1 protein-coding gene is annotated in these 917 nt (G+C 59.2%); it reads left to right on the forward strand.

Going from position 1 to position 917, the window contains the following annotated elements; genetic code table 11:
• Positions 1 to 64: 64 nt before the first annotated feature.
• A protein-coding gene (locus FEI13_RS18805) for an IS5 family transposase (RefSeq protein WP_138183016.1) occupies positions 65 to 917 on the forward strand; the annotation gives its coding sequence in 2 pieces (ribosomal slippage) (positions 65 to 419 and positions 419 to 917; 854 coding nt annotated over the 2 pieces). This gene is flagged as partial in the annotation.

The raw sequence follows: 917 nt of genomic DNA on the forward strand, positions 1-917 counted from the left end.
CTAGGTTTTGTCCGAAAAGTCGGATGTGCTAATTTTTCCTATGTCGCAGCTGCATAGGTGACTTATGGCAGGACGCTACGAGATCTCCGACTACGGTTGGGACCTGATCGAAGATATTGTCTCCCCGCCTCAAACGATGGGGCGTCCGCGCCGTGATGACCGTCAGGTGTTGAATGGCATCTTCTGGATCCTTTGTTCAGGCGCCAAGTGGCGTGACTTGCCAGAGCGCTACGGCCCTTGGAAGACGGTCTATGACCGCTTCCGCCAGTGGCGCGATGAGGGCACCTTCGAAGCCATCCTGGCTCGGCTCCAGTTGCGACTCCGCGAGGATGGTCTGATGGATCTCGACACGTGGATGATCGACTCGACCTCGATCCGCGCTACCCGTGCCGCCTCGGGAGGCGGCAAAAAGGGGGATACCAAGAGCCCGTAGACCATGCCCTGGGCCGCAGCAGAGGCGGCCTGACGACCAAGATCCACATGGTGTCTGATCGAAATGGGTGGCCGCTGACCTTCACCTTGTCGCCGGGACAGGACTCGGATACACGGCACTTCATCCCGACCATGGAGCATGTCCACCTGCCTGGTCCCGTAGGCAGACCGCTCAAGCGCTGCCGCTTCATCGTCGCGGATAAGGGCTATGACAGCGATCCGCTTCGCCGCTACTGCGACCGGCACCGGATGAAGCCCATCATTGCCAGGCGAAAAATGAAGCGCAAGGCACGTCCTGGCGCGCCGAGGGGCTTTGACAAACCTCGGTATTGCGACAGGAATATCATCGAGCGCTGTTTCGGGTGGATCAAAGAACTACGCCGCATCTGCACGCGGTACGACAAGTTGGCCAGCAGCTTCAGGGCCATGGTATGCCTGGCGTGCATAGACCGTTGCCTGCGAGCAGACTTTTCGGACAAAACCTA

The organism is Halomonas urmiana (genome assembly GCF_005780185.1).
GTDB lineage: Bacteria > Pseudomonadota > Gammaproteobacteria > Pseudomonadales > Halomonadaceae > Halomonas > Halomonas urmiana.